Origin of the sequence: Achromobacter sp. Marseille-Q0513 (assembly GCF_018195695.1) — a bacterium.
Taxonomy (GTDB): domain Bacteria; phylum Pseudomonadota; class Gammaproteobacteria; order Burkholderiales; family Burkholderiaceae_B; genus Achromobacter.
In genome coordinates this window covers 555-1,082 of record NZ_JAGTJY010000379.1, presented here as the reverse complement: position 1 = coordinate 1,082, position 528 = coordinate 555, and the positions used below count along the sequence as shown (strand labels likewise).

The window sequence follows — 528 nt, the reverse complement described above, 5'->3', positions numbered from 1 at the left end:
GACCTGCGCAGTCCCCTGTCGGCCGTTCTGGCGCTGGTCGAAAAACAGGGCGCGGACAAGGCCGAAGCGGTGCATCATGACTTTCTGCGATCGGTGCGGGACCAGGTGCAATACGGCCTGTCGGTGGCGCAGCACTTCATGCAGCGGTCGCGCGCGGAGCGGCTGGACAGGTCGCGTTTCCTGCCGGTGTCATTGCAGGACCTGGCGCACAGCGCGGCGGACCAGGTGCTGCCCCTGGCCGACAAGAAGGGCGTGTCGATCGACGTGCGGGACGGCGATGAAACGCTGTGGGTCGCCGGCGACTATTGCATGCTGCTGCGCGCCGTGGTCAATCTGCTGGAGAACGCCGTCAAGTATTCGGCTTCCGGAACGCGGGTCGCGCTGGGCGCGCAGCGGCTGGGCAATGCCGCGCGTCTGTACGTGACGGACCAGGGCGTGGGCATCGCGGCCGAGGCCTTGCCCCGGCTGTGCCAGGCGTTCTATCGGGCCGCCGGGGCGCGCAGGCACTGCCAGGACGGCGTGGGCATG

At 68.9% G+C, this 528-nt stretch carries 1 protein-coding gene; it reads left to right on the top strand.

Features of this window, described 5'->3' with window-relative positions; all coding sequences use genetic code 11:
• Positions 1-528 (top strand): HAMP domain-containing sensor histidine kinase (locus KDH83_RS30765; protein ID WP_212322844.1); only part of this gene is annotated, 528 nt, incomplete at both ends.